Raw genomic sequence first — 26,041 nt, forward strand, 5'->3', positions numbered from 1 at the left:
TTAGGTTGCGGCAAAACTAATGTTAATTCCAAAGGCCAATATTAAGATAATATTACCTTTGCGGAAATTTTTGGTTATGCAAAATACGTATCTCGGTTACCATTTTACGATTGAACCTAAAGAACTTGGCGCGGAAATCCTGGTAGCCGAACTCGGCGAAAAACCCTTCGAAAGTTTCATCGACAGTGACTTTGGGATTGTGGCCTACATCAAGAAAGAATTCTGGACCGAGGATCTGCTCGACGATTTGTTCATCCTGCAATCGCCGGAATTTGCCATCAGCTACAACATCGAGGAAATCGAACAGGTGAACTGGAACGAAGAATGGGAAAAGAACTTCGAACCGATCGACGTGGACGGCCGCTGCCATGTACGCGCGCCGTTCCATCCGAAAACCGCCGCCGAATACGATATCGTCATTGAGCCAAAAATGAGCTTCGGCACCGGGCATCACGAAACCACGCACATGATGATCCAGCATTTGCTGGAGACCGATGTAGCCGGCAAAAAAACCCTGGACATGGGCTGTGGCACCGCGATTCTTGCCATACTGGCCGAAATGAAAGGCGCCAAACCCATCGATGCCATCGATATCGACAATTGGTGCTATCTGAATTCCATCGAAAATGCCGAGCGCAACGGGTGCCAATACATCACCGTATACGAAGGCGACGCCGCAATGTTGGCGGGGAAATCATACGATGTCATCATCGCAAACATCAACCGGAATATCTTGTTGAACGACATGCAACAGTACGTCGACTGCCTGAATCCGAATGGTATTTTGTTCCTTAGCGGTTTTTACGAAGAAGACATTCCGGCCATCGACGCGTCGTGCGTGGGCAAAGGTTTACGCTTTGTTAAAAAACACGCCCGCAACAATTGGGTGTCTCTAAAATACGTAAATTCGTAACTGCGTTTAAACCAAGTCTATGTCAACGAAAGAGAAAATACAGGAAGAAGTCCTGCTCGCCGAGGAAATCGCGCTCCAGAATGAAATCATCATCTACAACGACGACGTAAACACGTTTGACCACGTCATTGAAACGCTCATCAGGGTGTGCAACCATACATCCGAGCAGGCCGAACAATGTTCCATCATCATCCATTACACCGGAAAGTGCACGGTGAAGACCGGCCCGCTCAAAGAGTTGGTACCGCAATGTACGCAACTCCTCGAAGCCGGACTTAGCGCTGAAATCGTATAAAAAAAGCCCTCAATTTGAGGGCTTTTTCTTTTAATATTCTCTTTTTACATCGCTGCTTTGGAGAAGTAAACCGTAGTCGTGGTTGTGATGCCCGCGCTACTGGAAGACTGCTGGATACGCAACTCTGAATTCGTCAGGCGGATAATTTCATAAGTTCCGCCGAACTCGCCGCCACTGATGACCAGTGTATTGTCTGTGCGCGTATAAGTTTGCGGTGTAGAAGCGTCTTCCGTACAAACATCAGACGCATTCCTAAAAAATATCACGTCGTTCAGTTGGCCGCCATCGGTGAATTCAATGTAGTCTTTGTCGCAACCAGGCTCATTGGAATCATAATCTTGCGTGAATGATTCTTCGGAAATCTTGATGACGGTCTTGGTCTGGTTCCAACGCGCGGTCAAGTCGCCGCCCAAAAGGTCTTCGCTGTCGTCGCTGCTGCACGATGCCGACAATGCGACGGCAATAAAGGCGGCAACCAAAAATTTAATCTTCTTCATGTGAGTTAGTTTTTTCCGTTGCACGCCGGTGATGTGGCTGCGCTTCGGGTTAGTTAAAGTTCAAAAATAGACAATGGATAACGCAAAAAATCAGGCTTAGCGTATTTTTAAGAATAAATTATCAACAGTATTTCACTTGTTCAGGTGTTTGCGATAGTAGCCATGCGGCAGGAAATCCTTGACCATGCCGTAGATGAACGTTCCGATGAGCGCTCCGGCCAATACGAAAACCACGGGCAGGAAACCCGCGCCGATCAGGATAAATATCGGGCCCGGACACGCACCGACCAACGCCCAGCCCAAGCCAAAAAACAGTCCGCCAATCCAATAGCGGTATGAGCCCGGTTCTTTATCGGCGATGACAATGTGGTTGCCTTTGATGTCTTTGAGGTTTTTTCGTTTGATGAGCTGTACACCGGCCATCCCGACGGCCACCGCAGAACCGATGATGCCGTACATATGAAACGACTGGAAATGAAACATTTCGTAAATGCGGTACCACGACACGGCTTCGCATTTGGTCAGGATGATGCCGAAGAGGAATCCGACGAGAAGGTATTTGAGTGCTTTCATGTTAGTTGTTAGTTTTTAGTGGCTAGTGGCTAGAAGCTGCAAGTAAAGACACTGCCGACAATATTTGAATTACTGAACGATAATTCTAACTCGTTTTTACATTTCTTCTAGCCACTATCACTAGCAACTAGCCACTTTCCTTAAAAAATCATCGGCAAAATCCACCAGGACATGATCAATCCGCCAATGAAAAAACCGACAACAGCCTTCAATGACGGCACCTGGAGATTGCTCAATCCGGAAATGGCGTGGCCCGATGTACATCCGCCGGCGTAACGGCTACCGAAACCAATGAGCACACCGCCGATGGTCAAGATGAAAATGGCTTTGGGCGAATTGAACGCTTCGTTTCCGAACAAGCTTTCGGGCAGTAATTTTCCTTCCGGAGCAGCGAACCCGAGCTGCTGTAAATCCTGGACGGTTTGTGCGTTGATGGCCACATTCGATGGATCGGACATAAAGTGGACGGCTACGAATCCGCCGAGCATTGCCCCGATGACGACCGCGAAATTCCACATTTGGCCGCGCCAGTCAAATTGGAAAAACGGCACATATTTTCCGGCACCGGCCATCGAACACAACGACCGTAAATTGGTGGACATGCCAAAGACTTTCCCGAAATAAATAAGCGCCAGCATGACCAGCCCGATGAGCGGCCCAGCAACATACCATGGCCAGGTTTGCGATAAGATTTCCATAGTTCCTGTTTTACGCAAAAGTAAAGAAAACACCGCGGCCGGAAACTATCGACACGAAATAAACCTTACATTTGGCAGCAAATTCGGGCATATGAAGAAATTTACCATCGAATTTACCTGGGCGGTCATCTTCACTTTGGCGTCCTTGCTCTGGACGGTTTTGGAGAAATCGCTGGGTTTCCACGATGCGCGCATCGGCAGCCAGATGATTTTCTCGTGGCTGTTCGGCGTTCCGGCCATCGTAATCTACTTCTTCGCGTTGAAAGACAAGCGCAACAACTTTTTCGGCGGCATCGCGAACTGGCGGCAACTGTTCTTGTCTGGCGTCATCGTGTCGGTATTTGTGGCGTTGATGAGCCCGCTGGCGCAATACATCAGCAATCATGTCGTAAGCCCGGATTACATCAAGAACGCCATCCGTTATTTTGTGGACGTCCGGAAGATGTCCGAAGAAAACGCGCGGATGTTTTTCAGTTTCAGAAGTCTTGTCCTGCAATCCATTTCCAACGGAATTTCCATCGGTGTATTACTTTCGGCGATTTTGGCGTTAGTGCTCAAAACGACACAGCCCCAACCCGAAACGCCGCCGTCAAAAACAAAGAAAAAATGAAAACACGTTTTGCAGCCGCTTTATTGGCCTTTACCATTTTGTCCTGCGTGAGCACAAAATCGACGCTAAAAAATGTCGACGACAACGCACCCACGCCACAACTCACCAAGCAAAATACCTTTGTTTTGACCGAATACAGCCAGGACAAAAAATACGGCTACAACAAAGATTATCCGGTAAATGTATTTTACAAGGACACAAAGGGCGAAGACCTGAATGCCAAGCGTTTCCTTGATGCGCTGGCTGGCCCGAACGGCGAGAAAGTGTTTTACAAGAAAATGGAAAGTTGTTGCCCCTTCCCGACCAAGCGCGATCCTATCGGCGCCGGTTTCCTGGACGTGTATCAAATTACTTGGGTGGGCTTGAAACGTCCTATTACGCTTTATCTGAACATTTATGAGAAAGGAAAACTCATGGTTCCGGTTGGGTTTTCGGCCAAGAAAATCAACTAAAAATTTAATGCCCCGATAAGAATTGCCGTCAATTTTGTAAGACAATTATTGTTTATCTTTGTCGCGCAAAACAAAAGCGATGGATATCAACAACATACCCCAAATTAAACATACGCAAAGCGGCAACTTTTTTCTCTTGGCCGGGCCGTGCGCCATTGAAGGCGAAGACATGGCTTTGCGCATTGCCGAGAAACTCGTCGGGATTACCGACAAACTCCAGATTCCATACGTTTTTAAAGGTTCGTACCGAAAAGCCAACCGTTCCCGGATTGACAGTTTCAGCGGGATTGGTGACGAAAAAGCGTTGAAAATCTTGCGCAAGGTTTCCGAAACTTTCCACGTGCCTACCGTGACCGACATCCATACCAATGAAGACGCGGCCATGGCAGCCGAATATGTGGACGTGTTGCAGATTCCCGCGTTTTTGGTGCGCCAAACCGATCTGGTCGTGGCGGCCGCAAATACAGGTAAAACCGTCAACCTCAAGAAAGGCCAGTTCATGAGCCCGGAAAGCATGAAACACGCCGTACAAAAAGTGCTCGATTGCAACAACCCGAATGTCATGGCTACCGACCGTGGCACCATGTTCGGTTACCAGGACATGATCGTAGATTACCGCGGCATTCCTACCATGCAACAATTTGCAACTACTGTATTGGATGTAACGCACTCGCTTCAGCAACCGAATCAGACCGCAGGCGTGACCGGCGGCAGGCCAGACATGATTGAAACCATCGCAAAAGCCGGCATTGCGGTAGGCGTTGATGGTATCTTCATAGAAACCCATTTCGACCCGGCCAATGCCAAGAGCGACGGCGCCAATATGTTGCACCTCAATTATTTTGAAGGCTTGATGACCAAACTGGTCGCCATCCGGAAAACCATAAACCAATTCTAATTCTAACTTTTTTTCGAATCCCTACACTTGAAAACGTTATTGACGACGCTTGCCATTTCCTGCGCCCTTATGCAGCATGGCATCGCACAGGAAAAGACGCCCGAAAAATATGCGGCGCACAACAAAGGAAAATTCTTTATCAACTGGGGCGGCAATCGTGAAGCCTACTCTAAATCGGACATCCGGTTTTGGGGCAACGGTTATGACTTTACCCTAAACAATGTCCGGGCGCACGACAAACCCAAAGGCATGCATGTGGATTACATTGATCCGCTACGCATGACCATTCCGCAGACCAATTTGCGTATCGGTTACTATTTTACAGACAAATACAACATTTCCATTGGTGTTGATCACATGAAATACGTGATGACCCAAAATCAGGTTGCGGAAATGACCGGAAGTATTTCAGGACACAGCCCGTACAATGGCCAATACCAAAATCACCCAATGGTCTTGACCGAGGAGTTCCTGAAATTCGAGCATACCGATGGGTTGAATTACATCAACACCGAACTCACCCGAATGGACGACGTTACGCATTTCCTCGGCTGGGATATCGACAAAATCCAGCTTAACACGGTATTAGGCGCCGGCGTCGGGTTGCTCTATCCGAAGACCAATACGACACTTATGGGATTGGAACGCCACGACCAATTCCACGTGGCCGGTTACGGTGCCGACATCAAGACCGGACTGAATGTTACTTTCTTCAAGCATTATTTCATCCAGACTGAAATCAAAGGCGGCTACATCAACATGCCGGACATCAGGACGACGTTCAGCGAAGACGACCATGCGAGCCAGCATTTTAATTTCGTGCAGTGGAACTTGGTCGTAGGTGGTATTTTTAGGGTGTAAACAGAATTTTTCCGCGCATATTTTTATGCAATTGATGCGTTTTCGAATCGGATTCTTTGCTACCTTAGCTAGGTAACTAAAAATCAAGACCATGAAAAATGTAATGCGCTGCCTGATGGCCGTGTTGGCTTTTTCGCTGACCGCACAGGCGCAGGAAACTAAAAAGTCCTCAAATACAACCACTACGGTAAAGCAAGAAAAAGGGAAAACCAACGTACAGAAGAAAACCACGACGGTCACCGCCGACAAGAAAACCACGACCAAGAGCGGCGTCGTACTCAAGAAAGACGGCACGCCGGATCGTCGTTACAAAGAGTCGAAAATGCTGAAGAAGGATGGAACGCCAGACATGCGTTATAAAGAAAATAAGTCGGCGACCAAAACCAAGACGACCACAAAAAAGACCACGACTGTCAAAAAATAAAAAAAATGAAACCGGGAAATTCCCGGTTTTTTTTATGGTGCGATGCTGTGTTGATCAATCAAATATACCAGCGACGCCATGGCTGCCGCGCCCAGTTCGAGCTCGCGTTTGTTGATGGCATCGAAGGTATCGGTGGCTGCGTGGTGATAATCGAAATACCGCTGCGTATCGGGCATGAGCCCAGCCTTTACGATATTGGCGGATTGCAAGGGCTCGATGTCTGAACCAGAGTGTCCACGGTCAAAAACGTGTATCAGGTAGGGCGAGAGCAAATCCCGATATGCCGACATTTTCTCGAAATTGGCGTCACTCGCTTGGAATGAAAACCCACGCGGGCTGAAACCGCCGCAGTCACTCTCCAGCGCAAAGATGTGGTTCTCGCCTTTTGCTTGTGCATCATCGTTGTATTGTTTGCCGCCGCGTCCGCCATTTTCCTCGTTCATGAAGAGCACCACGCGCAAGGTGTTTTTCGGCCTATAACCCATCGATTTAAAAATGCGGAATACTTCCATGCTTTGCACCACGCCTGCCCCATCGTCGTGTGCGCCGTCGGCCAAGTCCCAGGAATCAAGATGCCCACCCACAACCATGATGCGGTCTGGATGTTCGCTGCCTTTGACTTCTCCGATGACGTTGTAAGACAAGACCTCGCCCATGCTTTGGCAATCTTGTGAAAAACGAAACTTCAGATTTGGGTTTTCCCTCAACATTTTGCTGAGCAATTCCGCGCCGTTGGTACTGATGGCGGCCGCAGGGATGTGTTGCGACACAGGCAAGTCGCCGTAGCCCATCGAACCCGTATGCGGGAAATCGTCCAACCGAAGATTGAGCGAACGGCAAATCGTCCCGACGGCACCGTACTTTGCGGCTTCCCTCGGCCCCATCCAACGGACGCGCCCCGCTTCGCCATACGAATGGAAGGCGTTGATGTTTTCCGGGATCATCGGATGGTTGAAGAACACGATTTTGCCTTTGATCTGGTCGGCCAAGGCAGGCAAATCGCTTAGGTTTTTCACTTCGATGACCTGCGCCGTCAAACCGTCTTTTGGCGTGCCCACCGAGCCGCCGAGTGCGCAGATGGGAACGGAAATTTTGCTTTTCCCGTTGAGGATAAATGCAGATTCTTTCTTGCCGCGAACCCATTTCGGAACCATGACTTCCTGCAAAAACACTTTGTCGAAACCGAGTTTGTCCATTTCGGATTTGGTGTATTGCACCGCTTTTTCGGCACCTTCAGAACCCGACAACCGCGGGCCGATCTGGTTACACAGATGGTCGAGCCAGCCGTAGCCCTTGGATTGCGTCAAGGCTTGGTCGTGGATTTGACGCAACATTTTCTCATCACCGGACTGCGCCAGGGCGAGCATGGGAACCAAAAGGAAAAATAGAAGTTTTTTCATCTGGTAAAGATAAATATTCGGCATAAAAAAAGCGCCCCGAAGAGCGCCTTTGCCTTTGTTTTTGTTTTAGTGTCCGCCGCCGGTTGTTTTGTCGAACGAAATCCCCTGACTGCGGAGGATCCCCGCCACGCGCCACGCATAAAAAGCGAGGTAAGCGAAACAAGCGATGCCGACGATATAACTGAAATGGATGGTGGACAAATCGGCCACATAGCCTTGCAGCCAACTTACGATACCGCCGCCCATAATCATCATGATCAGGAAATTACTGCCTTGGTTCGTGGCTTTGCCCAAGCCGGCGATGGCCAGCGTGAAGATACACGGCCACAAAGTGCTGCAGAACAACCCGACGCTCGTAAAGGCGTACACGCTGACCATACCATCTGTCGCCATCCCGATGGCAAGCGCGACAATGCCCAGTGCAGAAAACAACAATAACATTCTGGCTGGGTTGCCCTTGCTCAGGATGTCAGCGAAAACCATTACAAGGATAATGGCCGCGTAAACATAGAACGGCGCCAAGTCGTGGCCGGCAATCCAGTTGACGAGCAAAAACACGCCAAAGGCCAGATACGGCGCAATGAAACGCCCAACCATTTGTGCCCCTTTGTTTTCGGTGAATGCCCCAACAGCGCCCGTCCAGCGACCAATCATCAAACTGCCCCAATACAATGAAATGTACGGCGCGATGTCTTTGGTGGTGAAACCGAGATCGCTCTCGAGATAGGCCGGCATGTTACTCGCCGTAGAGACTTCCACGCCCACGTATACGAAAATCGCAATCATCCCCAACACGAGTTGCGGGAAACTGAGCGCATGTTTGGTTTCACGGCTGACTTCTTCGGTTTGGACATCATCGCTCACCACGCGGTCAGGAATCGATGACATTTTCAGCAAAGCCGCCACCGCCAGAAAGGCAACGCCCAACACGAGATAAGGAATCTTTACGCTTTCGATGCTGGCGTCGGTATTGGAAGAAGTCGCCGATCCGAAAATCGCAAAAGTCACGATCAATGGGCCGATGGTCGTTCCGAGATTGTTGATGCCGCCCGCCGTAATCAATCGTTGCGACCCGGTAGTAATTGGGCCTAGCGCGATGGCCAGCGGGTTGGCGACGGTTTGTTGCAATGAAAATCCGAGCCCTACGATGAACAATCCGGAAAGCATCAGCGGAAACGAGCCGTTGTTGGCCGCCGGATAAAACAGCAATGTGCCCAACGCGGAAATCGACAAGCCCAACGCCAGACTGTTCTTATAACCGATGCGGTTGATGATGTCGCTTTTCATAAAATACGAAATCGCCATGTAGATCAAGGAACCGACGGTGTAAGCGACGTAAAACGCCACGGAAACCAACTGGCTTTGCCCTTGCGAGAGGTCAAATTCTTTTTTGAAAACAGGAATCAGGATGTCGTTACTGGCAGCGACAAATCCCCAGAAGAAGAATACGGTGACCAGCGGAATGAACGCGCCCCAGCGGGTTTGCAGATTTTCGGAACTCATAGTGGTTGATTTAGTTAATGCGCTAAAAATACAGTTATTCAGTTACGAAACCGTTTTCGCCGATTGGAACTTATCAACGAAATCGATTTCTTAAATGCGATTTTATTTGGATTACAACGTTTGCGCTGAAAGATTATTCTGATTTTTTAACCGCCGAACGCGGTCCGATGCCATTGTTGTTGAACGCCTCGATGGCAAAATAGTAGGTATCGGAAGCGTCCAATCCGTTGAAATAATACTCAGTTTTACCGTAAACCATAATACTGCCGTACATTTTCTCGGGCGATTTCCCGAAATAAATCACGTACCCATCGGCCTGCGGATTTTGCTGCCACTTGAACCAGACATTTCGGCGCTCGCCTTCTTTTTGGCGCTCGGTACGAAGCGGCACGAAACGCTCAACCGCCCCGGGTGATTTTCCATTGCCTTTACCAAATACGCGGAATCCCGAAATCGCGGCCTTTCCTGTGGGCATGCCCAAAAGTTCGAGTTTGATATAGCGTCCGGATGCAGCCTTTTCCAACTCGATGTATTCGTGGGGCACATCTTTGTCGCTCTTGCTTCTGTCAACGATGACTTTCCATGACCGGTTGTCGTCGGATGCGGATAATCTATATTGATGCCCTGAAGTTTTTTCGGGCTTGCCCATCAGCTCCACATCTTGGTCGGCAAAATTGATTTGTACCGCATGAATTGTACTCTTCTCGCCCAAATCGGAAATCATCCATTCATCCTTTCCCGATTGCGCGCTCCAATACGTTTTGATGTCTTCATCGACGGCGAAATTCGGCTGGAAACCGCCAAGCGTCGATGAAACCTGTACCGGTTTGTTGTAGTTGAGCAGCATCCAGCCGGCAAAACTGCCCGTCAAATGGTCTTTTTTTTCAGTCGGCAAAAACGTCGGATAATCGCCGTAAGCCGTATTCGAATATAAAATGCCGTCATTATCGAAACCGGCTGGCCAAATCCCGATGCGACGCTCAAAATTGTTCTTCACACAAATGCCGATGGTCGAGGTATGCCAGTAGTCGCCGTTTGCGTCCTGATACGTGGCACCGTGTCCTGCACCACGGGCAAAACCGCCGGGTTTATAAGAAAACGGATTGTGCGATTGGTATTGGAACGGCCCTATGGGTGAACTGCCCACATAGACACCGTCGGCATATCCGCTGAATTCCGTTCCGGGTGCGCCGTATTGCACGTAATATTTGCCCTTGTATTTGGTCATGAACGCGCCTTCGGTAAAAGGCTGCAGGAAGGTATTGTCATTGTTTTCCCCGAAACGTTCCCAGCCGTGTTCATGATCGTTGAGCGATAAAACATCGTACACTTCGCCTTGGGGTTGAAACGTCTTTCGGTTGAGTTTGACCACGTGCAACGGATACGTGTTACTCGACCCATAGTATTCCCACAATTCATCTTTTTCTTTGTCCCAGAAAATCTGCGGATCCCAGGCGCCGGCTTCAGACTTGTGCACGAGTTCTTTCCATTCGCCTTTTGACGGCTCGGTGCTCATCCAAATCGGGAATTCCTTACTGTGCGTTGACCCTACGACAATCAGCGTGTCATTGACGAAAGACAACGACGGCGCACACAATTCGTCGTAAACCTTGTGTTCAGGACGCAGGAATTTACGCGGGATGAAGCGCCAATTGAGCATGTCCTTGGAATGCCAGTAACCCCATTGGTTGGTGGAAAACAAATAGTATTCGCCCTTGAAAAACGTAATGACCGGATCGGCCGTTGCGCGGTGTTTGCCCTGCTCGACGAAATTCGGGATCGGGCAATACCCGTAATCGATGTTGATCGGGTTGCAATAGGTTTTTTGCTGGGCGGACGAATGTAGTGTCCCGACAAGCGATAAGGCTAAAAATAAAACCGGTAAACGCATGGATGTTAAAGGTTTGAAGTTCAAAGTTCAAAGTTTAAAGTTACCGACCTTGACCTTTAAACCTTGAATTATTTCATCGGTTCGAAGCTGATGGCCGCGCCGCCGCCCGGTGCCAATGCGAGTTTGATTTTTGATTTCCAGGTCACTTCAATCGTGCGGATATTGTACGATTTGGGGTTTTTCTGCCAATCGGCGTCTTTCCCGTCTTCATAGATGATGGCCTTGAACTTCTGCCCTTTCGGAAGGAAATTAAGCGCCAGCGTCGTGGCTCGTGCGTTCTCGTCGGTAATGGCGCCCAAGAACCATTTCTCTGAGTTCTTCGCCTTCCGGACGACCGTCAGGTAATCTCCCGGTTCTGCTTCCAGGTATTTGGAATCTTGCCAATCTGCCGCGACATCTTTGATGAATTGAAAGGCATCGAGGTGTTTCTCATAATTTTCCGGCAAATCGGCGGCCATCTGCAGCGGCGAATACATCGTCACATAAAGCGCCAATTGCTTGGCCAAAGTGGTGTGTACTTGTTCGGTTTTCTTCGGGTCGTACACATTCATCTTAATCTCGAAAATGCCCGGTGTGTAATCCATCGGGCCGCCCAGCAATCGTGTAAAAGGCAAAATGGTTTCGTGCATCGGTGGGTTGCCCGAGCTCCAGCCGTTGAACTCGTTGCCCCGGGCGGCTTCGGCGGCGATGTAATTCGGATAAGTGCGGCTATAACCGGTTGGCCTGGACGATTCGTGCGAATTGACCATCAGTTTATAATCGGCGGCACGCCTGGCGACGAAATTGAAATGATTCACCATGGTCTGCCCGTCATGGAATTCCCCGCGAGGAATGATCCGGCCCACATAACCCGATTTTACGGCCGGGTACCCGAACTGGATCATGTTCTCGAACGCACGATCCAGCCTTCGTTCATAATTGGCGACAGACCCAGAAGTTTCATGGTGCATGATCATCTTCACGCCTTTTGATTTGGCATAGTCTGTCACGGCCTTGATGTCGAAATCCGGGTATGGTGTCACGAAATCGAAGACTTCTTCCTTCCAGTTCCCGAACCAATCTTCCCAGCCGACGTTCCAGCCTTCCACCAGTACGCCGTCAAACCCGTGCTTGGCCGCAAAATCAATGTAGTGCTTGGTGTTTGCAGTAGTCGCGCCGTGTTTTCCGGATGGGATCAAATCTTTTGTAGCGGCGTTCTGTGCATTCTGCGAACCGGCATAATCCCAGGTTGATTTGCCGATGTGCATTTCCCACCAAATACCGACATATTTCATTGGCTTGATCCAGGACGTGTCGTCTATTTTAGACGGTTCATTGAGGTTCAGGATCATTTTCGACCCGACGATATCGCGGGCATCGTCAGATACCATAATGGTCCGCCATGGTGACACACAGGGTGTTTGCAGATAAGCTTTATCGCCGATGGCATTCGGGACGAGCAACGATGTCAGGCCAAAATTCTTGACGTCGGCTGTTAAATGCATCACTGGATAATTCACGGTGGCTGCCTCGAAAATATTGAGATACAAACCGTTGTCGGTTTTCATCTGCAGCGGCGATTGTACCGCGTATTTTCCGCCGATGGATTTGAGTGCGATACCATTGTTGAGATTGAGCTTGTCGGTGTCGATCTGCGAAAATTTCGTTTCATTGTATACGTATTCCTGGCTATCGAAATCGCCCGGAATCCAAAATGTCTTATGGTCGGCCGTGAGGTTGAATTGGGTAACTTCTTCGGATACAATGAAATAATTCAGGTTTTGTTGCTTCGGGAAATCGTAACGGAACGCCACGCCCTCATCGAATACCCGGAAAATGAGGTTCAACCGACGATCGCCCTTTTCCTGGACCAACATTATGGCTAACTCATGATAATTGTTCGCAATGGTAGCCACTTCGCCCAGGACGGGTTGCCAACTACTGTTTTCTTTACGGTCTTTGGCCGATTCGATCTTGAACCCAGACGTCAAACCTTCGGCGTCTTTGAGCTTAACACCAAGTTTGCTGTCCTTGATAACGGCTTTGCCTTTATACGAAACCGAATAGACGGGGTTGCCGTTGTCTAACTTAAAGTTGAGCGACACTTCGCCAGACGGCGACTGGATTGTTTGCGCAATGGCACCGATGACCACGAAAGTCAGGAAAAATGTAATGAAACCCTTCATAAATGTTGTTTTGCGCTAAGGTAGCGTTTTTTAAAAAACCCTTCGGGAGTTGCCCGAAGGGTTTGAAACAAAGCTTGAAATTCTGGACTATTTAACTAACCCAAATAATCCTCTTGATTGCGCGTCAGAATTTCCGCCGACAAATACTTCAAAATCACCGGCTTCAGCCTCGTTTTTCATATCGATGTTGTAAAATTTCAAATCGTCCGAAGAAATCTCAAAAACCACGGTCTTCTTCTCGCCTTTCTTGAGCGAAACCCTTTCAAAGCCTTTCAGTTCGCGCATCGGACGCGTTACCGAACCCACTAAGTCGCGGAGGTATAATTGCACGACTTCGATACCGTCGTAACTCCCGGTATTGGCAACGTCAATGGAAATCTTAAGTTTCTCACCGAACCGTATAGTTTTAGATGACAACTTGAAATTGTCATATGCAAAGGCGGTATAACTCAATCCGTAACCGAACGGATATAAGGGCTCAATGGCCGAATCGGTATAGCGCGATTTGTATTTTTGCTCCGGATCGGTTGGCCCGAGATAAGGACGACCTGTATTTTTGTGGTTGTAGTAGATCGGGATTTGGCCAACGCTTCTAGGAAAGGTTACGGGCAGTTTTCCGCTCGGATTGTTCTGCCCGAATAAGGTCTGTGCAATGGCGTCGCCGCCACGCGTGCCCGGATACCAGGCGTCGAGTATGGCATCGAGGTTTTCGTTTTCCCAGGAAATGGTCATCGGACGGCCGCTCATCAGGACCAAGACAATGGGTTTACCCGTTTTCTTGAGCTCCATCAGGAAGTTCTTCTGGGTGACAGACAAATCAATATTCGTTTGCGACGCCGCTTCACCGGTCTGGTTTTCGCGCTCGCCCATCACGGCCACAACCACATCGGCTTTTGCAGCGTTGGCCAATGCCTGATTCATTTCAGACGGGTCGGCTTTATCGAAATCGACGCCTTTATCAAACGTGGCTTTGGCGTTCGCACCGAGCAGTTTCTCGACACCTTCTTTCACGCTGACGGCAACACCGCCGCGGTCTCCGAGTGCTGCCCATGAACCGATGATGTGGTTCTCGTCAGACACCAACGGGCCGACGAACGAAATCTTCTGGCTGGCATTGAGCGGCAACACGTTGTTCTTATTCTTGAGCAATACCAAGGTTTTATTGGCGATATCGAGCGCCGCATCAAGATATTCCTTTTTGTAGATCGTTTCCTTTTCGCGCTTTTCGTCTGAGTAGCGGTACGGATCTTCAAACAAGCCCAAGTCGTATTTCAATTCGAGCACACGGCGACAGGCATCGTCAATGACCGCCATCGACACTTTGCCTTCGTCATAAGATTTTCGAAGGGTTTTCATAAAAGTCGCGCCGACCATGTCCATGTCCAGGCCTGCGTTCAGCGCCAGTTGTGCGGCGTCCTGATCGTCTTTCGCAAAACCGTGGGCGATCATTTCATTGACGCCGGTATAATCTGAAACGACCATGCCGCCGAATTTCCATTCACTTTTGAGAATGTCACGGAGCAGATACTTATTTGCCGTCGAAGGAATCCCGGCTATTTCATTAAACGAAGTCATAAAGGTTTTCACCCCGGCATCAACCGCGGCCTTGAACGGACGCAGATACACCTCGCGCAGGACGCGTTCAGACATGTCTGTGGTATTGTAGTCTCTTCCTGCCTCGGCTGCACCATACGCCGCGAAATGCTTGGCGCAGGCTAGTATGGTATTGGTTTTTGATAAGTCGTCGCCTTGGAAGCCCCGGACACTGGCCATGGCGATCTGTGATCCCAAATACGTGTCTTCTCCAGAGCCTTCAGAGATTCGGCCCCAACGCGGATCGCGGGCAATATCGACCATCGGGGCGAACGTCCAGTGCACACCGCCCGCTGAGGCCTCAGCCGCAGCAATCTGCGAGGCACGTTCAATCGCTTTCATATCGAAAGAAGCCGCCAAACCGAGGTTGATCGGGAAAATCGTCTTGTAGCCGTGAATGACATCGTGCCCAAAAAGAATGGGAATCTTCAGGCGGGAATTCTCCAAGTTGATCCGCTGGACTTCACGCGTGGCCTGCGCGCCGGTACAATTAAGCACCGAACCGACTTTGCCCTGCTTGATCCAAGTGATGTAGTTGTCGCCTGTTTTCGGGCCGGTAACCGTACCGTCTGAGGTGAATTGCACCAATTGGTAGATTTTCTCATCGACGGTCATCTGGTTCATCAAATCCGACACGAATTCGGCCTTGGGCTTGAGCTTGGTTTTATTTTTTTGTGCGATGCCCAGTGAAAAAGACAACAGCAATAAAAGGGTCAGTTTGTGTTTCATTTGTTTAAGGTTTGGTCTGCGACAACATCCAAGCATATACTTCCGAGCCATTATAAACGCGGCTCCAACTGTCGTGATTGGCGTCGTCAAAAAGCGTCAGGCTCACGTTACCGCCGCAAGCTTTCAGTGTTTTATAGATGCTCATGGCGTAGTCCGGCGACACGACATCGTCTAGGACACCATGGTAAATTCGGGTCGGGATGTCCTTGATTTTGCAGGCATCATCGCGGTCGAGCCGATCGGTAAAGCCGCAGATGGGGACAAGCGCCGCAAACATCTCCGGATGCGCCATTCCTAATTTGAACGTACCCCAACCGCCAAGACTAAGGCCGGTCAGGTAAATGCGCTTGGTGTCGATATTTTTGTTTTCCTTCAGTATCCTTTGAATCAGCAGGTAAATTGATTCGGATTCCCAATATTCGTTCTCCCGGCATTGTGGCGCAAGGATATACGCGTCGATGCTTGCGGTCTTCAAATATTTAAACGGCCCGTGCACTTTTACTTTTTCGATGTCGGTGCCTTTCTCGCCTGAACCGTGCAGGAAGACAATGAGCGGCTTTTTCGATTTCAGGTCGGAAGGACGATGCAACAGATAACCCAAATCGACATCCTGGCACACCTCGGTTTTAAAATCACCCACGAAGTCCTGCGCAACGGCATTACCGTAGCCTAAGAGGATCGCTGCGAAAATAAAAAACCGTTTCATCAGATACCGTGTTGGGACGAATGGAAACCCAACGTCAATAAGCCTTGTTGCACTTCGGGCGCTTGCATGAACAAATTCCATAGCATGCCCGTGCGGTAATTTTCAATCATCGGGACAATTGTGCCCTGATCGATGGCCAGATACCGGCGCGTCACCCAGTTGTAATGTGGCGAAAATGCATCGTAAGGCCCAGCGACGCCAATGACTTGGTCGTGTTTCTCCTCGTAAAAATACCGTAAGGCTTTCATCGCCTTCTCGGGTGCATACGGGAATGATGACAACGCCGCTGTCGGGCTAATGACGCCACGATCATTGTTGGGTTGGTGTGCGCTATAGCCTACCGAGCCGTCGTTGTTGCGGGTGTAACTGGCGGTCAAGCCCCAGCATTTGTCGCTATAGCCATTGTATTGATGCGGATTGGCTTCGCAGTATTTGTGCATGATATCCGTATGGTTTTTGACCAAATCCCAATAGTTGGCATACTGGTCCGTTAGTCCGCGCGGATCAAGTCCGAGGTACGAATAATGTGCCCAAAACATTGGGCCGACATTGCCCGAAGCACCATTGTAATCAAAGATCACCGGAATGCCGTAGCGCTGCGCCGCGTTGACGATGCTCCCGTTGCGCGCCCAGGCCTGATGGTAGGCTTCTGCACCCACCGGATGCGTTGGCGATGCCGCGGCCATCACATACGTAACTAGACATTCGTTGTATCCGGTCAGCTTGAAGTTCATTTGCCATTCATACTGGGGCGACCAATGCCAATACAAGGCGTTTTCACCTTTGGTGTACCAACTCCATTCCACGCCTTTCCACAAGTTGTCTGCTTGTTGCGCCAAGGCCTGTTCGGCTGCCGTGCCGTTCTTGAAGTATTCGCGCAGGCAAATCAGCGCCTGGCATAAGAATGAGGTTTCCACCAAATCACCGCCATTGTCAACGGTACCGAATGGGATTACATTGCCCGTGGCGCCGTTCATCCAATGTGGCCATGCACCATGGAAACGATCGGCATTTTCCAAGAAGTCAAGTCCGGTCTGTAAACGTGCAATCGCTTGGTCACGCGGCACGAACCCGCGCTCGATGCCCACCAATATGGTCATGATGCCGAAGCCCGTTCCGCCGGTGGTCACGATTTGGGCGTCGTTGGAAGGATCGTCTGTGTGGTAGCGTTCGCGTGCCAGTTTAGAATTTGTTTCTGCGTAGTCCCAGAAGTATTTCAAGGCATCCTTCTGCACGAGATCTAGCAGTTGTTGGTCTGTTAATGTGGGTTCCGTGGGTGTTGTATTTTCATCTTCGGCCTTGTTGCAGGAAGAACAAGACATGAACAGCGAAAAAACAATGAATAATGAGAGAAATTTCACGGTGTTCGATTTTATGATTGATGTGGTAGGCTAAAGATTCGGGTGAGGGAAATCGGGTAAAAATAGAAGAAAACTCCCGGCGAAAACCGGGAGCTTTCATCTTAGGAAATATTATCTGCCGGCAGATTCCAACTGGTACAAAGCGTTGATGTCGGCTTGTGACAGCACTTTTTTCCATACGCGGATTTCGTCCACTTCGCCAGTTAACGGCGCATTCCAGGCGTCCACGTTCGTGCCTTCCGCCACAGACCACAACGCTCCGATGACAGGACGCGATGGCGTGAAGAAAGTCATTGGCATGGCAGCACCGCCATTACGGCTTTCCCATTGCGGGTTAGAGATTTTTACACCATTAACATAAAGCCTGTTGTTGGCCGTTGTTCCGTCGTATACATAAACAATGTGCGCCCATTGGCCGCCGATCTTGTTCGCAAATGCCGCGTGGCCCGGTGTCGCGCCTGCTGCGTTATCGTCAATCATCCATTGCTCCATCTTGGTCATGTTAACCGCATCACCACCGAAATCAGTTCCGTCATCTGGCGTACGCTTGAAGTGGAATTCTGCTTTCATCTGGATAGAGTCGCTTGAAGTCAATCCATGCGTGTTCCCGAACAACGCCAAGTTACCGACGTTTGCGTTCAAACCGCCAGTAAATGAAATGATTGGCGAAATGTTACTTGGGCCACCGGCGACCAGTTTCGTGTTACTGATTTTGGCCCAAGCACTTACCGTGTAGCTGCCCGAAGTGTTCGAGCTTATGGCACCGATTGAAGGGTAATCCAGGAAACCCGCAGTCATCTTTGCACCTTGCCCTTTCACCGCATTTACCCACGACACGTTTACGGTGTTGCTCGGCGAAGTATTCGAAATCGACTCTTTTCCGTTGCCATTCAGTGGCCAGTATGCAAGCAAATCGGCCGCGCCTACTTCGTCGGCACTGTTGTAACCGCCAATTGGTGGCAAATCATTACCGTCGTCGTCGCTGCCGCAACCATTGAAGGCAAAAATTCCAACACCTAAAGCAAGTGCCGAAAGAAAAATTCTGTTTGTTTTCATAATAATCAAGAATTAAATTAAAATTAGTATTTGAATTAGTAATTTTTTTAAATGCGATTAATAGCCCGGGTTCTGAAGTAGTAACCCGCCGCTTTTAATGATTTCCTGTTGCGGAATCGGAAACACTTCGTGCGTACCAACGATGAAGGTCTTTCCGTTCGCTGCCATGGCAGCCTGCGCTGTACCGGTGCGGACAAGGTCAAACCAACGGTCGTGCTCCATGGCCATTTCGTGCCGGCGCTCGGTAAGGATGGATTCCAGGGTAACCGAAGTCACGTCGGGCAACCCGGCGCGCGACCTGATTTGGTTGATCAGCCCCACGGTTTCGCCGCTGCCGATATGGAAGCCGGCTTCCGCGCGAATCAACAGTACATCTGAATATTTCAGGATGCGAAGGTTTTTAGCCGTCTCCGCTTTGTTGTTGTTCCAAGATTCGGCGATGCTGCTTTGATAGGCTTTATAGTTGTATCTCGGGTTAGTCCAGGTAGTCGGGGCAATGAATCCGTCCCACAATACGCCCGGAACATTCATGATGGTAGCCGCTTTACGCACGTCGCCGGGCTCATAACTGTTGGCCAGTGACGGTGACGGCGTGTTGAAACCCCATCCCAGATCCGGCGTGCCGCGCGGCCCTTGAACGTCAGTATATTCAATGATTCCTTTGGTTAAAGTGGCTTGCACTTCATAGATGGATTCACTGCCGTTCTCTCCGGCTTCGCGCCATACCTGCGCATAATCCGGGAGCAGCCCATATTGCCCGGAAGTGATTACTTCGCCGGCCATGTCATAGGCTTGTTGCCATTTTTGCTGGTACAAATAGGCTTTCGCCAGCAATGCTTGCGCGGCGCCTTTGGAGGCACGACCCAAATCGTTCGCGGGATAAGCGCTTTTCAACGGCAGCTTGGTAATGGCATCAGCCAAATCAGCTTCAATCTGGGCGTAAGTCTCTTCTTTGGTTTTACGGGTGTACGCACCGGCATTGATGGCGGCTACGTCATTCAGGTCGATTTTGGTCACTACTACCGGCACGCCGCCGAAACACCGGACCAAATCAAAATAATACAAAGCGCGGAGGAACTTGACCTCGCCGATCAATCGGTCGCGGAGTGTCGGGTCCAGGGAAAGTTGCTCGAGGTAAAACAAGGCGCTGTTGGCGCGATAGATGCCTTGGTAATGCGCTTTCCAGACATCGAGGAAAGACACATCGTTGGCATCGAAAGTCAGTGCATCCAACTTGTGCTTGTCTGATCCGTAGTCTGTTGGCGTAGAGCCTTTGTCTGCATCGTCGGATGTGATGCTGGTAATCCCAATCCATGAAAACGAATACATCTGATAGTCCAACTGTTTGTTATAAACACCGTTGACCAATTGGATCGCGTTGTTTGGATTGTTCAAGAAATCCAGTTCCGTCTGGACGTCATTGGGCTCCACTTTAAGGTCTTCTTCGCAGGAAACCAAGGCGAAAAAGGAAAGTAAAAGCGCCGATGCAGGAACAATATTTTTAAAAGTATATTTCATAACAGTCATTTTTAGAAGCTAACATTCAGCCCGAGCAGGAAAGTTTTGTTGGTTGGATACGCGTCGAGTTCGATACCGGCACTGCCCAATGGGTCGCCGTCGTTGAGTACTTCCGGTGAATAGCCGGAGTATTTCGTGAAGATGAACGGGTTAATGGCCGTGGCGTAAATCCTTAATTTGTCGATCGGTTTGAGGAGTTTCGGAAGCGTATAACCCAAAGTAATATTGTTGACCCTCAAGTAAGAACCGTCTTCGATGAAATACGTGGAGGCCACCGGGATGCCATTATATGGCGAAGGATTCTCGGCATTTGGGGTTGACGGCGTCCAGAAACTATCCAAATAATCATATTCAACGTTTTCGCCGCCAAAACGTTGCGCCTTCTTGCCATTGTAGACTTTGTTTCCGCCCACACCGTACAAATCTGTCGAGAAGTCGAAGTTGCGGTAGTTGAAGCCCAGACTTATGCCGTACGTGTATTTCGGAAGGTAAGAACCGGCGGCTACCCTTTCCGCGGAATACGTAAATGCACCATTGCTGTCGAATCCGGTGACCTGGAACACATAAAAGGAACCCAGTGGCTGACCTACCAAAACCTGCTTGGTGAACGCGCCGTTGCCCAGTCCGCCACCGATATAATTGGCGAAATTGGAATTCTCGACTTTGGTCAATTCGTTGTGGTTGTAGGAATAGTTTCCGGAAACCCAGTACGTAAATCTATCGTTTATCTTGCCGTCCCAGCGCAGGGAAGCCTCGAAACCTTTGTTGACAACCTCGCCCGCATTCACGACAACCCTGTCCGGTGAAATCACGTCTGCTACGTCTGTCGGTACAATAAGCTTGGTGGATTGACGGTTGTACGCTTCAAGGGTGCCGGAAAGCCTGTTGTTCAATGCCTTGAAATCGATACCTAAGTCTATCTCGCGCATGATTTCCCAAGTGAGGTTCTCATCGACTTCGTAAGGTTGTGCGCTGCCTGGGAAAATCGCTTGGTCTGCACCGAACGCGTAGTTGAGCCCGGCAGCGAATACAACGCCGTTGGTGGCATCGCGCGTATAGCCGTTCCCCACTTCGCCATAGCCGCCGCGCAATTTGAGGTAATCAATCCATTTTGATTCCTTCAGGAACGATTCATTACTGATGACCCAACCGGCGGAAACCGCTGGAAATATTTGCCACTGTTTCGCAGACTGGAACGTGCTGACGCCTTCGCGACGCAACACCGCAGACAAAAGGTATTTGTTGTCATACTCGTACTCGGCACGGCCAAAATACGCGATCGAAACTATAGGTGTCGTGTGGGAATTTCTCACGACATCGCCCGGTGCAGTGACCGTGTTATAGGAAGAGAAATCCAGATACCAATAATTGGTTTGATCGGGCACGTTGCGACGCGTTCCGTTTAACACTTCGCCGTTATTCTTCGTGGTGCGGGACATACCGAGTGTAGCGGTCACCTCATGCTTGCCGAAAACTTTGTTGAACGTGAAATAGTTGTCCCAGTTCCAGAGATAGTCATCATTCCGACGTTGCGTGAGCACATTGTAGATGACTTCATTGCTGCCAAAGGTGGCTTCGTAATCTTCGAGATCCTGCGTGGCATTCTGCGACAACCAGATGTCGGAACTCGGATTAAAACTGAAGCTCTTTCCGACGAAATAGGAAGCACCAAAACTCGAAGTATATTTCAGCCAGTCGAATATTTTCGCCTCCGCATTCATCGAGCCGGACAACCGAACGCCGCGGCTTTGGTCATTTGTGTAATACAATTGCGCGACCGGGTTGCCGACGTTGTTGAAACGATCGCTTCCGTTGATGTCGATCAAACCCGTGTCAGGATTGCGCAACGGAACGCCCCAACGGCCATTGGCGAAACGCACCGGAACAATTGGGGATTGCTTGTAAGCCGTCGTGAAGGCACTGTTCGGCTTGTCTGTCGCTTTCGTGATTTCGATGTTGATGTTCGGGTTGATCTTGACGCGGCCGTTCAAAATCTTGAACTCGTTGCGGCTGTTGAGATTGGTTCGTTCGAACTCGGTACCGTTGAGAATACCCTTTTCTTTGTAGTTGGTAGCCCCGAAATAATAGGTGGCGTTTTCGTTTCCGCCCGCCAACGAAAGGTAATGACTTGCCACTTCGCCGACGCCGGTAATTTCATCAAACCAATCTGTATTGTACGGTTGCTCCTGACTGAAATATGTGGTGGAACCCTGAACGTAATTATTGTAGTAGGCAAACCTGAAGGAATCTGCCATTTCGACTTTGTTCTGTATGAATTTCTGGCCGTAATACGTATCATAATTGACGGTCAGCTTTCCCGATTTACCTTTTTTAGTGGTGACGATAACGACACCGTTCGTTCCTTTCTGGCCGTAAATCGCGAGCGAAGACGCATCCTTTAATATGTCGATGGTGGCGATTTCATTTGGGCTTGGCAACGCACCACTTTCAACGCCATCGACGATAAAGAGCGGATCACGACCGCCCAGAATGGTACCGATGCCACGTATGCGAATGGTAGGCTGCGCGCCCGGCTCATCACTCGCCACGATATTGACGCCGGCGGCACGACCTTGAATGGCCTGTATCGCGGACTGCGACGGGGTTTTTACGATATCGGCGGCCTTTAGTTGCGTAACCGCACCGGTAATGCTCCCCGCCTTTTTGGTTCCGTACCCAATAACGACGACCTCATTGAGTTCGCTCGTGTCTTCTTTCATCGTGACTTTCATGCCGTCTAAGGCGGCTACGGTAACGTCTTTGTACCCAATCATCGAGAAAGTCAACATGGTTCCCGGCGGCACGTCGATGGAAAAATTACCCTCAAAATCGGCGGCAACCGTTACAGTTCCCGCCGTTACGTTAGCGCCTGGCAGTGGCAGCGATTTGTCGTCCGTAATATTTCCGTTGATTTGTGAATATCCTGCCCACGAAAATGAAAATAACGTAATAATAAGGTAAAGAAACTGTTTCATCTTTATTGATTTGCTTAAAATGCTGCTTTTGTGTTTTTAAAATTACAACGTTGTAGTACACAAAACACATCGGATGAAACGGCGAAAACGTAGTAGTAAATTAAATAATTGATTTACAAATATTTACAAAAGATAAAATTCAGAATGATGTATTAATGATGTAGTGCAAAAACCGCGATTTTAACCAAACAATAACTCAAATATCCATCATGTATTTGTTTAGGTTTGTTTCCTGCGGCAGGGCGAGTTTACGCCGCAAGCGGTAACGGTGCAATTCGACGCCTCGGAACGAAATATTCATAAGCGGCGCAATTTCCTTTGAAGATAAATTCATGCGTAGGTAAATGGACAATCGGATGTCTTTGGAAGAAAGATCGGGGTGCTTGGCCAGCAGTCGGGATACAAATTCACTGTGAATTTGCTTCATGTTGGTCTCGAACGCTTCCCACTCGTGCTTTTCAATGGTATTGGTCCGTATGGCGCGCTTGATGTCGGTCTTGATTTTATTGAGGTCCGATTCGTTGTCGAGGATTTTTCGGATGCTGTCCATGACTTCGCCTTGTTTCGCGATGGAAAAAGACTTTCCAGCCACTTCCGTAGACTTTGACTGGATCTCGAGCTCGAGGATATGCTTTTCGTATTCTTGGATGCGGAGTTCATTTTCCATTTCAACCATGTCTTGCTGGTGGCGCATCTCTTCCTCCCGCAGGGCCAGTTTTTGACGGTAACGAAAGGAATTCCATCTATAATACATGAACCAGATCAACGCCAATACAGCCACATAAAGTAGGATCATCCAAATCGAAAAATACCATGGGAATCCAACTCTGAAACGGTATTCCCCGATCTTGACCAAGCGGGAGCCATCGTTGTAAAAAAAGTCAATCCGTTGCGCACCGCTCTCAAGATTATTGAGCGTGACACTGCCCGATTTCAATCTGGTGTAACGCGCTTCGCCATCCAATTTGTATAATAAATCCGGGCGAGAAAAACCAAAATATTCGGGGACAGCATGAATGGTAATCGGTTCATTGTACTTTAGTTTTATATCGCTGTCAGTCAATTGATCCTTCCTAAAAGCCTCAATGGTCACTTTAGGTAAGAAAGTCTTCCCCTTATTGCGCCTGAAGGACAAGAAGCCGTCATCCAGATTGAGCAGCAGGTTGTTGCCATCGACATACGCCCTGATGTTGTCGAAAATAATCTTTCCTTGATAATACTTCTCCGGAACAAGCTGCCAGATGTAGCTACCGCGAGACGCGTTGACGAGATATAAAATTCCCGATTTTACTACAATAAAATGAGCTTCGTCCACGGGAACAATCTCGGACACATTGCTGAAGACGGCATTGAACCTAGCATCCACCGTAAGCTTCTCTTGTTGCTGGTCATAGTGATACCAAGCATTGTTGATCAGGAACCGTGTCTTGCCGCGCCACCCGAATATCTTTACACCATAGTCGTTGACGATACCGCTGTTTTGGGAGACGTTTTCAATCTTTGTGGTGTTGAAATCTCGATCGTAGCGCACGCGATAGAGGCTGCGGTAATTGTCGGCGGCCCAAAGTTCGCCCGGTTTTTCCTGACTGATCTTGCGGATGGGTTTGGTGATGCCGGACAATGTTTTGTAACGCGACATGTCGTTCACGTCCGGATACACTGCTATTCCCGAGTAATTCGCCTGAAAATACACGTCGTCGTACGAGCTTTTCATGAACTGCCAGCCGCCATTTACTGGACTTGCCTTCGCATAGTTACCCGAAACATACTTGAACGTACCGTCGTTGTGACCAATGACGTAACCGCCGTTGGCGTAAAAAATATCCCAAACCTGCCCTTGCGAACCCGGAACGACTTGTAATTTGCCTTTCTGGCTGTTGAAAATCCCATGATTCGTGGCGAGCAAATGCCCGCCTTGATACGGTGACAGCGCATACACCGAACCCAACATACCGGAATTGTCGGTTAGGATCGACACGGGCGAATTGACTTCAACATGGCAAATACCATTGTCCAATCCGAGCCAGAGATCGTTCTCCTTGTCGGTCGCGATGAACAACACCGCGTTGTTCTTGATGGCATTCTGCCGATTGAGATTAATCCAATCGCCGCTCGCCAGATCGATCAGATACAGTCCACTGACGGCCGTACCCACGGCCATTTTTGCCGGACCGATAAACTTCCCCGTAATGATGACTTGGCTTTTCAACACCTCATTGAGCGGATGCCGCCAAGGTTGTAAACCGCGGTGATCTTGAACGAAAATGCCATTGTTCTTGGTCAAGGCATAAAGTTGATCTCCTGCCTTTTCAATATGGTGGATGACGTTGTTCTTCACCACGTCGGTGCCCGGAACCGGAACAAACCGATTGCCCTGTAGCACCAAGATGCCTTGCGTTACCGACGCCGCGTACACCCGGCCTTCGATGACGTAACAATATGAAATCTGGGAAGACAGCCGCATCTTCCGTACGCCGTTCCGGCCCAAGATGAAAAGTTCATTAAACGATTGGAAATAGATTTCGCCTTCGTGTTTGAATACTTTCCAGATTTCCTCGTTGTCCGACACGCCTTCGAACAAGCGCTTGCCTTCGGATATCGAAAAATAACGCATGCGGCCACCGATGCGTTTCCAATAGCCGAACTCCTTATAGGAACCGCTGTAGATCCGGTCGCCATCCACGAAAATGGAGCGGATGATGGTTTTGTTGGGCAGCGAATATTTTTCCCAAACTACGCCATTGTAACGCAGTAAATAATGATTATTGGCAAAATACATGGCGTTGTCATTGCCCTGGGCGACATTCCAGACCTGGTTGTCACCATTGTATTCGGCCTTGGTGAAGTTTTCGACAAAAGGCAAAAGTTCCTGGCCGCGTAGTGGCAGGAAAGCAAGAAGCAGTAAGACAAAAGCCTTTCTCAC

Annotated in this window: 21 protein-coding genes; 7 read left to right on the forward strand and 14 right to left on the reverse strand. The window is 49.3% G+C overall.

The features are described 5' to 3' along the window. The first annotated feature begins 76 nt into the window (after positions 1-76). The gene (gene prmA, locus ACM9J1_RS10460; protein ID WP_415581987.1) at positions 77-913 is read left to right on the forward strand and encodes a 50S ribosomal protein L11 methyltransferase; all 837 of its coding nucleotides are present in this window, start codon (positions 77-79) and stop codon (positions 911-913) included. 19 nt (positions 914-932) lie between these two features. Next, the gene (locus ACM9J1_RS10465) at positions 933-1,208 is read left to right on the forward strand and encodes an ATP-dependent Clp protease adaptor ClpS (protein ID WP_415581988.1); all 276 of its coding nucleotides are present in this window, start codon (positions 933-935) and stop codon (positions 1,206-1,208) included. 44 nt (positions 1,209-1,252) lie between these two features. Here the strand turns inward: ACM9J1_RS10465 and ACM9J1_RS10470 are convergent, their stop codons facing one another. The 3 genes from ACM9J1_RS10470 to ACM9J1_RS10480 all read right to left on the reverse strand — a co-directional run bounded on the left by ACM9J1_RS10470 (position 1,253) and on the right by ACM9J1_RS10480 (position 2,976). Then, positions 1,253-1,705: a hypothetical protein gene (locus ACM9J1_RS10470; protein ID WP_415581989.1), complete on the reverse strand. Its 453-nt coding sequence runs from the start codon at positions 1,703-1,705 to the stop codon at positions 1,253-1,255. Between the two features lie 132 nt (positions 1,706-1,837). Beyond that, positions 1,838-2,278, reverse strand: a complete 441-nt coding sequence (locus ACM9J1_RS10475; protein ID WP_415581990.1) for a DUF6691 family protein — start codon at positions 2,276-2,278, stop codon at positions 1,838-1,840. 140 nt (positions 2,279-2,418) lie between these two features. Further along, positions 2,419-2,976 (reverse strand): YeeE/YedE family protein, encoded by a 558-nt coding sequence (locus tag ACM9J1_RS10480; RefSeq protein ID WP_415581991.1) that lies wholly within the window; start codon positions 2,974-2,976, stop codon positions 2,419-2,421. A gap of 91 nt (positions 2,977-3,067) precedes the next feature. On the opposite strand from ACM9J1_RS10480, the gene ACM9J1_RS10485 reads away from it, so the two are divergent. The 5 genes from ACM9J1_RS10485 (at position 3,068) to ACM9J1_RS10505 (ending at position 6,221) form a co-directional block, all read left to right on the forward strand. Then, positions 3,068-3,586: a DUF4199 domain-containing protein gene (locus tag ACM9J1_RS10485; protein ID WP_415581992.1), complete on the forward strand. Its 519-nt coding sequence runs from the start codon at positions 3,068-3,070 to the stop codon at positions 3,584-3,586. Beyond that, positions 3,583-4,038: a 2-dehydro-3-deoxyphosphooctonate aldolase gene (locus ACM9J1_RS10490; RefSeq protein WP_415581993.1), complete on the forward strand. Its 456-nt coding sequence runs from the start codon at positions 3,583-3,585 to the stop codon at positions 4,036-4,038. The genes ACM9J1_RS10485 and ACM9J1_RS10490 overlap by 4 nt, the downstream gene beginning before the upstream one ends. A 79-nt stretch (positions 4,039-4,117) precedes the next feature. Continuing rightward, on the forward strand, positions 4,118-4,936 hold the full coding sequence (gene kdsA, locus ACM9J1_RS10495; protein WP_415581994.1) for a 3-deoxy-8-phosphooctulonate synthase: 819 nt from the start codon (positions 4,118-4,120) through the stop codon (positions 4,934-4,936). A gap of 27 nt (positions 4,937-4,963) precedes the next feature. Continuing rightward, positions 4,964-5,797 (forward strand): hypothetical protein, encoded by an 834-nt coding sequence (locus tag ACM9J1_RS10500; RefSeq protein ID WP_415581995.1) that lies wholly within the window; start codon positions 4,964-4,966, stop codon positions 5,795-5,797. Between the two features lie 91 nt (positions 5,798-5,888). Beyond that, positions 5,889-6,221, forward strand: a complete 333-nt coding sequence (locus ACM9J1_RS10505) for a hypothetical protein (protein ID WP_415581996.1) — start codon at positions 5,889-5,891, stop codon at positions 6,219-6,221. 32 nt (positions 6,222-6,253) lie between these two features. On the opposite strand, the gene ACM9J1_RS10510 is transcribed toward ACM9J1_RS10505, so the two are convergent. The 11 genes from ACM9J1_RS10510 to ACM9J1_RS10560 all read right to left on the reverse strand — a co-directional run bounded on the left by ACM9J1_RS10510 (position 6,254) and on the right by ACM9J1_RS10560 (position 26,041). Further along, positions 6,254-7,621, reverse strand: a complete 1,368-nt coding sequence (locus ACM9J1_RS10510) for a M28 family peptidase (RefSeq protein ID WP_415581997.1) — start codon at positions 7,619-7,621, stop codon at positions 6,254-6,256. Positions 7,622-7,687: 66 nt separating this feature from the next. After that, on the reverse strand, positions 7,688-9,124 hold the full coding sequence (locus ACM9J1_RS10515) for an MFS transporter (protein WP_415581998.1): 1,437 nt from the start codon (positions 9,122-9,124) through the stop codon (positions 7,688-7,690). Positions 9,125-9,257: 133 nt separating this feature from the next. Beyond that, positions 9,258-11,015, reverse strand: a complete 1,758-nt coding sequence (locus ACM9J1_RS10520) for a discoidin domain-containing protein (RefSeq protein WP_415581999.1) — start codon at positions 11,013-11,015, stop codon at positions 9,258-9,260. A 68-nt stretch (positions 11,016-11,083) separates the two neighbouring features. Beyond that, complete coding sequence (locus tag ACM9J1_RS10525) at positions 11,084-13,180, reverse strand: glycoside hydrolase family 97 protein (protein ID WP_415582000.1); 2,097 nt, start codon at positions 13,178-13,180, stop codon at positions 11,084-11,086. 87 nt (positions 13,181-13,267) lie between these two features. Next, positions 13,268-15,502 (reverse strand): beta-glucosidase BglX, encoded by a 2,235-nt coding sequence (gene bglX, locus ACM9J1_RS10530; protein WP_415582001.1) that lies wholly within the window; start codon positions 15,500-15,502, stop codon positions 13,268-13,270. Between the two features lie 4 nt (positions 15,503-15,506). Then, positions 15,507-16,208 carry a carboxylesterase family protein gene (locus ACM9J1_RS10535; protein WP_415582002.1) on the reverse strand — a complete coding sequence of 234 codons (702 nt, stop codon included), beginning with the start codon at positions 16,206-16,208 and terminating at the stop codon, positions 15,507-15,509. After that, positions 16,208-17,530, reverse strand: coding sequence for a glucoamylase family protein (locus tag ACM9J1_RS10540; RefSeq protein WP_415582115.1), 1,323 nt, complete (start codon positions 17,528-17,530; stop codon positions 16,208-16,210). Before ACM9J1_RS10540 ends, ACM9J1_RS10535 begins: the two co-directional genes overlap by 1 nt. 150 nt (positions 17,531-17,680) lie before the next feature. After that, positions 17,681-18,625 (reverse strand): LamG-like jellyroll fold domain-containing protein, encoded by a 945-nt coding sequence (locus tag ACM9J1_RS10545; RefSeq protein WP_415582003.1) that lies wholly within the window; start codon positions 18,623-18,625, stop codon positions 17,681-17,683. A 57-nt stretch (positions 18,626-18,682) separates the two neighbouring features. Continuing rightward, positions 18,683-20,143 carry a RagB/SusD family nutrient uptake outer membrane protein gene (locus ACM9J1_RS10550; RefSeq protein WP_415582004.1) on the reverse strand — a complete coding sequence of 487 codons (1,461 nt, stop codon included), beginning with the start codon at positions 20,141-20,143 and terminating at the stop codon, positions 18,683-18,685. Positions 20,144-20,154: 11 nt separating this feature from the next. Next, positions 20,155-23,118: a SusC/RagA family TonB-linked outer membrane protein gene (locus tag ACM9J1_RS10555; protein WP_415582005.1), complete on the reverse strand. Its 2,964-nt coding sequence runs from the start codon at positions 23,116-23,118 to the stop codon at positions 20,155-20,157. Between the two features lie 196 nt (positions 23,119-23,314). Then, complete coding sequence (locus ACM9J1_RS10560; RefSeq protein ID WP_415582006.1) at positions 23,315-26,041, reverse strand: histidine kinase; 2,727 nt, start codon at positions 26,039-26,041, stop codon at positions 23,315-23,317.

Origin of the sequence: Flavobacterium longum (genome assembly GCF_965137575.1) — a bacterium.
Lineage (GTDB): Bacteria > Bacteroidota > Bacteroidia > Flavobacteriales > Flavobacteriaceae > Flavobacterium > Flavobacterium longum.

Bases quoted from the DNA above. Each gene is read 5' to 3' on its own strand.
- ACM9J1_RS10545 (WP_415582003.1), bottom strand. From the start codon at position 18,625: ATGAAAACAAACAGAATTTTTCTTTCGGCACTTGCTTTAGGTGTTGGA.
- ACM9J1_RS10540 (WP_415582115.1), bottom strand. From the start codon at position 17,530: ATGTCTTGTTCTTCCTGCAACAAGGCCGAAGATGAAAATACAACACCC.
- ACM9J1_RS10465 (WP_415581988.1), top strand. From the start codon at position 933: ATGTCAACGAAAGAGAAAATACAGGAAGAAGTCCTGCTCGCCGAGGAA.
- ACM9J1_RS10475 (WP_415581990.1), bottom strand. From the start codon at position 2,278: ATGAAAGCACTCAAATACCTTCTCGTCGGATTCCTCTTCGGCATCATC.
- ACM9J1_RS10480 (WP_415581991.1), bottom strand. From the start codon at position 2,976: ATGGAAATCTTATCGCAAACCTGGCCATGGTATGTTGCTGGGCCGCTC.
- ACM9J1_RS10525 (WP_415582000.1), bottom strand. From the start codon at position 13,180: ATGAAGGGTTTCATTACATTTTTCCTGACTTTCGTGGTCATCGGTGCC.
- bglX (WP_415582001.1), bottom strand. From the start codon at position 15,502: ATGAAACACAAACTGACCCTTTTATTGCTGTTGTCTTTTTCACTGGGC.
- ACM9J1_RS10510 (WP_415581997.1), bottom strand. From the start codon at position 7,621: ATGAAAAAACTTCTATTTTTCCTTTTGGTTCCCATGCTCGCCCTGGCG.
- ACM9J1_RS10490 (WP_415581993.1), top strand. From the start codon at position 3,583: ATGAAAACACGTTTTGCAGCCGCTTTATTGGCCTTTACCATTTTGTCC.
- ACM9J1_RS10520 (WP_415581999.1), bottom strand. From the start codon at position 11,015: ATGCGTTTACCGGTTTTATTTTTAGCCTTATCGCTTGTCGGGACACTA.
- ACM9J1_RS10515 (WP_415581998.1), bottom strand. From the start codon at position 9,124: ATGAGTTCCGAAAATCTGCAAACCCGCTGGGGCGCGTTCATTCCGCTG.
- ACM9J1_RS10535 (WP_415582002.1), bottom strand. From the start codon at position 16,208: ATGAAACGGTTTTTTATTTTCGCAGCGATCCTCTTAGGCTACGGTAAT.
- ACM9J1_RS10485 (WP_415581992.1), top strand. From the start codon at position 3,068: ATGAAGAAATTTACCATCGAATTTACCTGGGCGGTCATCTTCACTTTG.
- ACM9J1_RS10555 (WP_415582005.1), bottom strand. From the start codon at position 23,118: ATGAAACAGTTTCTTTACCTTATTATTACGTTATTTTCATTTTCGTGG.
- kdsA (WP_415581994.1), top strand. From the start codon at position 4,118: ATGGATATCAACAACATACCCCAAATTAAACATACGCAAAGCGGCAAC.
- ACM9J1_RS10470 (WP_415581989.1), bottom strand. From the start codon at position 1,705: ATGAAGAAGATTAAATTTTTGGTTGCCGCCTTTATTGCCGTCGCATTG.
- prmA (WP_415581987.1), top strand. From the start codon at position 77: ATGCAAAATACGTATCTCGGTTACCATTTTACGATTGAACCTAAAGAA.
- ACM9J1_RS10505 (WP_415581996.1), top strand. From the start codon at position 5,889: ATGAAAAATGTAATGCGCTGCCTGATGGCCGTGTTGGCTTTTTCGCTG.
- ACM9J1_RS10550 (WP_415582004.1), bottom strand. From the start codon at position 20,143: ATGAAATATACTTTTAAAAATATTGTTCCTGCATCGGCGCTTTTACTT.